Source organism: Helicobacter equorum, from assembly GCF_900198655.1.
Lineage (GTDB): Bacteria > Campylobacterota > Campylobacteria > Campylobacterales > Helicobacteraceae > Helicobacter_F > Helicobacter_F equorum.
Genome location: NZ_FZPO01000053.1, coordinates 1 through 7,411 on the forward strand (window position 1 = coordinate 1; position 7,411 = coordinate 7,411).

The window sequence follows — 7,411 nt, forward strand, 5'->3', positions numbered from 1 at the left end:
TTGTAGATTGGTATGATGACACCGACTTTGGGAGAAGTGTTGTGCATTGAAAATTTCCTTAGATTCTTTGGCTTACTAAATCGCCCATTGCTTCACAACCCACGCACTGCTTCCCTTCGCTCATCGTATCCGCGGTGCGATAGCTCTCATCTAGCACCTTTTGCACGGCTTTTTGCACCGCTTGCGCTTCATCTTTCATCTCAAACGAAAGCTCTAGCATCATCGCCACACTTAAAATCGTGCCAAGTGGATTTGCGAAATCTTGACCCGCGATATCTGGCGCACTCCCATGTATAGGCTCATACAGCCCAACTTTGCTTTGCCCTAACGAAGCGGAAGGGATCACACCAATCGTGCCTGTAATCACACTCGCCTCATCGCTCAGAATATCACCAAACATGTTTTCCGTCAAAATAACATCAAACTGACTTGGTGCGCGCACAATCTGCATTGCTGCATTATCCACATACATATGGCTTAGCTCCACATCGCTAAATTCACTATGTACGCGCTCCACCACCTCGCGCCACAACCTGCTAGAATCTAGCACATTCGCCTTATCTACGCTTGTGAGCCTTTTGTTTCGCTTGCGCGCCAGCTCAAAGCCCACGCGAGCAATTCGCTCGATTTCAGATTCACTATAGCACATATTATCGCTTGCTACGCGATTTCCTGCATTTCCTTGTGTTGAGTGCTTGCCAAAATACACACCACCTGTGAGCTCACGCACGATGACAAAGTCAATCCCGCGCTCCAAAATCGAGGCTTTCAGCGGACTAGATTCTCTTAATTGCGTAAAAAGTGTGGCTGGGCGGATATTTGCAAAGACTTCAAGCTCACTACGGATTCTAAGTAGTGCTTTTTCTGGGCGATTATGGCTTGGTTGATTATCCCATTGTGGACCACCCACTGCACCTAAAAGCACGCTATCACTTTGTTTGCATATCTCTAGGCTTTCTTTTGGGAGACATTCTCCACACGCATCAATCGCACATCCACCAGCTAGCACTTCTTTATACACAAAAGTGTGGTTATATTTTTGTGATATGGCATCTAGCACTTTGAGGGCTTGTGTAATGACCTCTGGTCCGATACCATCTCCTCGTATGACTGCTATTGTTTTTTGCATATATAATCCTTAAGCTTCTCTTCTTTGGGCTATCCAGTTTAGGTAACCATTGGCATTAATGATTTCTTGGATAAATGGTGGAAATGGCGTGGTTTTGAATGTTGTGTTTTTGCCAAGGCTAGTGATTTCACCTTTGTCAAAATCTATACTTACTTCATCGCCTTGCATAATAGAATCTGCTATTTCAGGAGATTCTATAATCGCTAGACCGATATTTATAGCATTGCGATAAAAAATGCGTGCAAAACTTTTAGCAATAATGCACGAAATACCACTTGCCTTGATGGCTATGGGTGCGTGTTCTCGACTTGATCCACAGCCAAAATTCCAACCCCCGACCATAATATCGCCTTCTTTAACCTTATTAACAAAATCTTTGTCAATATCTTCCATGCAATGACTTGCTAATTCCTTATGATCAGCAGTATTAAGATAGCGAGCCGGGATAATCACATCCGTGTCCACATTATCGCCATATTTATGAACAAAACCCTGGGCTTTCATATTTTCTCCTTAAATGTTAGATTACAGCTTCTGGGGTGCTTAATATCCCTGTGATAGCACTTGCTGCTGCTACTTCCGGAGATGCAAGATATACTTCACTTGTTACATGCCCCATGCGTCCTACAAAGTTACGATTTGTTGTGGAGACACATTTTTCGTTGGCTGCCAAGATTCCCATATGTCCACCCAAGCAAGGACCACAAGTAGGTGTTGAAACGACACAACCAGCCTTGATAAAAGTTTCTAAATATCCTCTAGCAATACATTCTAGGTAGATATTTTGTGTTGCTGGAATAACGATACAGCGCGTGTTTTTGGCAATTTTTTTATTTTTTAGGATTTTTGCAGCAATTGCCATATCGCTCAAACGTCCATTTGTGCAAGATCCGATGACAACTTGATCAATTTTGATTTCACCCCATTCTTCTCTTGGTTTGGTATTTTCTGGGAGATGAGGAAATGCCACGGTATGATCGATCTGACTAAGATCGATGTCAAATACTTGTTCATAGTATGCATCTGGATCTGGTGCATAGATTTGGAATTGCTTGCTCGTGCGTGTTTTGGCATATTCTATAGTGATTTCATCAACTTCAAAGATTCCATTTTTTGCTCCCGCTTCAATCGCCATATTTGCAATGCAAAGTCTATCATCGATAGTAAGGTTTTTTAACCCCTCACCACCAAATTCCATACTTTTGTATAGTGCACCATCAACGCCGATTCTACCAATGATGTGTAAAATAACATCTTTGCCACTGACATATGGGCGCAACGTGCCTTTAAGATTAAAGCGCATAGCTTGTGGAACCTTAAACCACGCTTCACCTGTTGCCATACCTACTGCCATATCTGTAGAGCCTACACCAGTAGAAAAAGCACCCAATGCTCCATATGTGCAAGTATGTGAATCTGCTCCGATGATAAGATCCCCAATAGTTACGATACCTTGCTCGGGTAAAAGAGCATGTTCTACACCCATATTTCCTACATCGTAATAATGTGAAATATCAAAGTCTTTGGCAAAACAACGGCATTGTTGGCTTTGTGTAGCGGCTTTGATATCTTTGTTTGGTGCGAAGTGATCCATTACTAGAGAAATTTTATCTTTGTCAAATACCTCTGTAAATTTCGCTTGTTTAAAGGCATTGATTGCTACAGGCGTAGTGATGTCATTACCTAGCACCATATCAAGTTTTGCCATTATCAAATCACCAGCCTTAACAGATTCTAAGTTTGCCTTATGTGCGAGAATCTTTTGAGACATTGTCATACTCATACTTTGCTCCTTCATTATGATAAAATTAATGCAATGTGCGGTCGATAGCACTTATCAAGCCATAAATGCTCGCTGCTATAATATCTGTATCGATCCCAACGCCAAAACATCTGCCTTGTGTATTTTGGATTTGCACATATGAGATGGCTTGAGATGATGAACCTTCTTTGAGTGCGTGTTCGCTATAATCGACGATATCAAAATCTAGCTCGAGATTCTCACGCAAGGCATTTGCGACTGCATCTAATCGCCCATTACCTTTGCCCTCAATCTCATAATCTTTTCCTCTAAATTCTACACTTAAATTCACGCTTAAGCCATCATCTGTGCGTGCAAAATGATAATCTTTCAAGCTTAAAGGATTTTTAAGATTCACAAAGTCTTTTTGGAAAATATCGCAAATATCTTGTGGGCTAAGCTCTTTGTGTGCTTTATCTGAAATGTCTTTAACATAATACGAAAAATCTTCTCTAAATGCTGTAGGGAGATCGATACCAAATTGACTATAGAGAACATATGCAATGCCTCCCTTACCGCTTTGGGAGTTTATGCGTATGACATCACTTTCATACATGCGCCCAATATCTTGAGGATCGATAGGGAGATATGGCACACTCCATGTCTCAAGGTTTTGTTCTTTGTGATATGCCATACCTTTGGCGATCGCATCTTGATGACTTCCAGAGAATGCTGCAAATACAAGCTTACCAGAATATGGTTGGCGCTCATAAACATGCATTTTTGTAACTTTTTCATATAAATCGCAAATCGCTGGAAGATTACTAAAATCAAGCTTAGAATCTACCCCATGTGAATACATATTCATAGCAAGAGTGATGATATCTACATTACCTGTGCGTTCCCCGTTTCCAAAAAGTGTCCCCTCAATCCTATCAGCTCCTGCAAGAAGTCCTAATTCTGCATCGGCGATTCCACAGCCTCTATCATTATGTGGGTGAAGTGAAATAAGCACGTTTTCACGATTATTGAGATTTTTAGAGATATACTCCACCTGACTTGCATAAATATGTGGCAAACTCATCTCTACGGTTACAGGAAGATTCAAAATAAGTTTATTTTGTGCTGTTGGTTTAAAGACATCAATAACTGCATTACATACTTCAAGTGCATAGTCTACTTCAGTGCCACTAAAACTTTCAGGTGAGTATTCAAAACGGAAATTTCCCTCGGTCTGTGCAGCCATTTGTTTGAGATGATTTGCTCCGTTGATAGCGATTTGTTTAACTTCTTCCTTAGATTTTTTAAACACTTGTTGGCGTTGGGCAAATGATGTGGAGTTATACACATGCACGATGGCATTTTTGCATCCTCGCAGGCTTTCAAAGGTTTTTTTGATGATATGTTCTCGCGCTTGTGTGAGAACTTGGATAGAGACATCATTTGGGATAAGTTCTTCTTCGATAAGTGTGCGTAAAAACTCATATTCGGTTTGACTAGCAGCCGGAAATCCTACTTCGATTTCTTTAAATCCAATTTTGACTAATAGTTTAAAAAATTCAATTTTTTCTTCAAGATTCATAGGTGTGATAAGGGCTTGATTACCATCGCGTAAGTCCACACTACACCAAATTGGGGCTTTATCTATGTACTCCTTGCTTGCCCACTCTAAGCTTTGGGTAGGAGGCATAAAATAGCCTCGCTGATACTTTTTGTGATTCATAAAAACTCCTAAATATTACACTGAATTGCTTTGCAAATTTTTAATAAAACTCTTCTATTATAACACTAAAAAATAATAAGGCTGTTAAGTTTGTGTTTGCTTTGTGTGCTATGTATGCAAGTAAAATTTAGTGACACTACAGGATAAAATTCCTAGTGCAAGTTTGCCATTTGTAAGGGAAAAACTTGAAAAAGCTTCAGAATAATAGATTGCGAGTTTGGTAGCTGTTCCTTTGAAAAGTTATATTGTTGGTTTGATTTTGGGTTTGTTCTTGGGACTTTTTGGCGTGGATAGATTCTATAAAGGTGCTATAGCTTAGGTGTCGTAGAATATTTCATATATGCGTATCCCGCTGAGGCTTCCATGTCTTTTATTCTGATAGGGTATCTTATATGTTTATTGCTGTGTGGATCTGGTCAATTGTTGATTTATTTTTTTGTTTGGCAAAGTATCAAGAGGGATAATCTCAACAAAATTCTTTCAGTTCTTAGCTGAATTTCTTAAATCTACGCATTAGTGTTCTTGTTTGGTATTTTTAGTTATGAAACATGGAGTTTTTGCTTTGCACTTTTGGTGTGCTAACTTCTGGTGTCGTATGGAGGATTTGTCGTTGGAGGTTACTAAGATTAATCACATCACAATACATAAAAACTATAAGTCCTTAAGCTTATATTTGGCTTATGTGCAATATGATTCCGACATTTTGTTGAACTTTTTAGAGGTTCCTTGATTTAAGATAATTTTGTATCAAAAGTAAGGGTGGTATCGTGGTTAGAATATTAGTATTATTGTCTCTTGGATATGTTCCTGCGTTTGCGTATCTTGATCCTGGTAGTGGTTCGTTATTGCTTTCATCTGTTGTTGCTATCTTTGCCTCTGTGGTATTTTTTATTAAAAATATTTTTTACAAACTTACTTCTCCTAGGACTCTTTTAAATAGCGGATTTAGCCTTCGGGGGGGGGGCATTCTAAAACAAAAACCATAGTTTTTTATTCTGAAGGTAAGCAATACTATCACACTTTTAAACCTATCTTAGATACCTTAGATTCAATCAAGCACCCCTATACATATCTTACTTCTGGGCAAGATGACCCAGCATTGTCTCGCAAAAATCTTACATATGGTGTTTTTGCTTATATTGGTGAGGGTAATAAGGCTTATGTAAAACTTAATACTCTCAAAGCTGATATTTGCGTGCTTACTACACCAGGATTGGATGTTTTGCAAATTAAGCGTAGCAAAGGTGTGGGGCATTATTGTCATATCGTGCATTCTCTGACACCAATGACATATAGGGCATTTGGACTGGATTATTTTGATTCTGTGTTGGTGGCAAATGAGATTCAAAAGGACTTCGTGCGTGAAGTAGAAGAGGCTCATGCTGTGAAAAAGAAATATATTGGTGTTGTGGGAAGCACGTATTTAGATGAACTCTCTAACCTAAGAGATGTGGCATTACATAATGCATCTAGTTTAGATCGCAAGATTCTTCTTTTTGATGCACTCTCTAATATTCCATCACACGATAAACCTATTATTCTTGTTTCTCCTTCTTGGGGTAAGGAAACGATTCTTAGTAAGTATGGGCTTAGGCTTTTAGAGCCACTTGCTAAGGCAGGTTTTGTGCTTATTGTCCGTCCACATCCTCAGAGTCTAATTGGCGAAGCAGAGTCTAAAAACATCAAAAATATTCAAGAGAATCTTGCAAAATATGAGAATGTTGTGTGGGATATTGGCACTCCTAATGTGTATGCATTTGCCAAGGCCAATATGATGATCTCAGATTTTAGTTCGGTGATTTTTGATTTTGTATGTCTTGAAGGTAAGCCTGTGCTTACGCTAGATTTTGAATTTGATACTGCGGGGTATGATCTTAGTGATATTGATATGAACAAGTTTTATACCTTTAATGCACTTAAGCGTATAGGTGGCAAACTCCAAGAAGAAAACTTTTCTAATCTCACGAGAATTATTACAGAAATTTTAGAATCTACCAAGACACAAGAAGCCAAAAAATGCAAAGAAGAACTTTGGCGTTATCCGCATCATGCAGGATTTAAAGCTACTCAAGAGCTTTTGAAAATCGAACGCGAACTTTTAGAGCATAGCCTTAAGGCTTATATGCCACAAATTAGCCGAATACGAGATTTAGATTCTATGTTGGCGTGTTTATCATCTAGTGACACAAAGGACAAACAATGATTGCAGAAGTGTTGTATTATATCTTTATTTATCCTATGCAAACTTTGCTAGGTGCTGTGTTTGAATCGATTTATACGTATACACATAGTTATGGTTGGGCTATCGTGCTTTTAAGTGTGGCAATTAATCTTTTTTTGTTAAAGCTTACAAACCTTGCAGATAAAAAAGCACAAAAAACAAATGCTTTAAAATCCATATGTGATGCAAAAATAGCTGAGTTTAAAAAAGTTTTTAGGGGCTCGGAGCTCCATGCATACACACAGACACTTTTTAAACAGAAGCACTATCATCCCATCTATAATCTGTTTTCTTTGGGTGGATTGGCATTACAGATTCCATTTTTTTTAGGAGTCTTGTTTTTATTACAGGATTTTGAGAGTTTGCGTGGTGCAAAGTTTGGAGTAATAAAGGATCTTTCTAAGCCTGATACTTTACTTTTTGGTTATGCGTTGTTGCCGTTTGCGATGAGTGCTTTAAGTTTTATAAGCGTTTTTATAAGTAGCACTGATCGTGGTGCACGCATACAAGGAAGCCTTATTGCTATCATCTTTTTAGTTTTGTTATATGCAATGCCAAGTGGACTTGTGTTGTATTGGATGATAAGCACGTTATGTA

General features: G+C 38.8%; 8 protein-coding genes. 4 read left to right on the top strand and 4 right to left on the bottom strand.

The genetic code is table 11. The features are described from left to right. Positions 1 to 58: 58 nt before the first annotated feature. From leuB to leuA, 4 genes are read right to left on the bottom strand one after another with little or no spacing between them, the layout of a single operon-like run. Positions 59 to 1,129, bottom strand: coding sequence for a 3-isopropylmalate dehydrogenase (gene leuB, locus C6H22_RS07305; RefSeq protein WP_104694641.1), 1,071 nt, complete (start codon positions 1,127 to 1,129; stop codon positions 59 to 61). 9 nt (positions 1,130 to 1,138) lie between these two features. Beyond that, positions 1,139 to 1,633: a 3-isopropylmalate dehydratase small subunit gene (leuD, locus tag C6H22_RS07310; protein WP_104694642.1), complete on the bottom strand. Its 495-nt coding sequence runs from the start codon at positions 1,631 to 1,633 to the stop codon at positions 1,139 to 1,141. A gap of 16 nt (positions 1,634 to 1,649) precedes the next feature. Beyond that, on the bottom strand, positions 1,650 to 2,912 hold the full coding sequence (gene leuC / locus C6H22_RS07315; protein WP_104694643.1) for a 3-isopropylmalate dehydratase large subunit: 1,263 nt from the start codon (positions 2,910 to 2,912) through the stop codon (positions 1,650 to 1,652). Between the two features lie 25 nt (positions 2,913 to 2,937). Next, on the bottom strand, positions 2,938 to 4,593 hold the full coding sequence (gene leuA, locus C6H22_RS07320; protein ID WP_104694644.1) for a 2-isopropylmalate synthase: 1,656 nt from the start codon (positions 4,591 to 4,593) through the stop codon (positions 2,938 to 2,940). A 265-nt stretch (positions 4,594 to 4,858) separates the two neighbouring features. Between leuA and C6H22_RS08940 the strand changes: the two genes are divergently transcribed. The 4 genes from C6H22_RS08940 to C6H22_RS07340 form a co-directional block, all read left to right on the top strand. Next, the gene (locus tag C6H22_RS08940) at positions 4,859 to 4,912 is read left to right on the top strand and encodes a hypothetical protein (RefSeq protein WP_233707085.1); all 54 of its coding nucleotides are present in this window, start codon (positions 4,859 to 4,861) and stop codon (positions 4,910 to 4,912) included. A 448-nt stretch (positions 4,913 to 5,360) separates the two neighbouring features. Then, on the top strand, positions 5,361 to 5,579 hold the full coding sequence (locus C6H22_RS07330; protein WP_104694645.1) for a hypothetical protein: 219 nt from the start codon (positions 5,361 to 5,363) through the stop codon (positions 5,577 to 5,579). 113 nt (positions 5,580 to 5,692) lie between these two features. Further along, entirely contained in the window at positions 5,693 to 6,796 is a 1,104-nt protein-coding gene (locus C6H22_RS07335) for a CDP-glycerol glycerophosphotransferase family protein (RefSeq protein ID WP_233707084.1), read from the top strand. After that, the coding region (locus C6H22_RS07340) for a YidC/Oxa1 family membrane protein insertase (RefSeq protein WP_199769824.1) at positions 6,793 to 7,411 on the top strand (619 nt) is incomplete at its 3' end. The genes C6H22_RS07335 and C6H22_RS07340, both read left to right, overlap by 4 nt.

Coding starts and splice junctions, on each gene's coding strand:
- leuA (WP_104694644.1), bottom strand. CDS start 4,593: ATGAATCACAAAAAGTATCAGCGAGGCTATTTTATGCCTCCTACCCAA.
- leuB (WP_104694641.1), bottom strand. CDS start 1,129: ATGCAAAAAACAATAGCAGTCATACGAGGAGATGGTATCGGACCAGAG.
- leuD (WP_104694642.1), bottom strand. CDS start 1,633: ATGAAAGCCCAGGGTTTTGTTCATAAATATGGCGATAATGTGGACACG.
- leuC (WP_104694643.1), bottom strand. CDS start 2,912: ATGAGTATGACAATGTCTCAAAAGATTCTCGCACATAAGGCAAACTTA.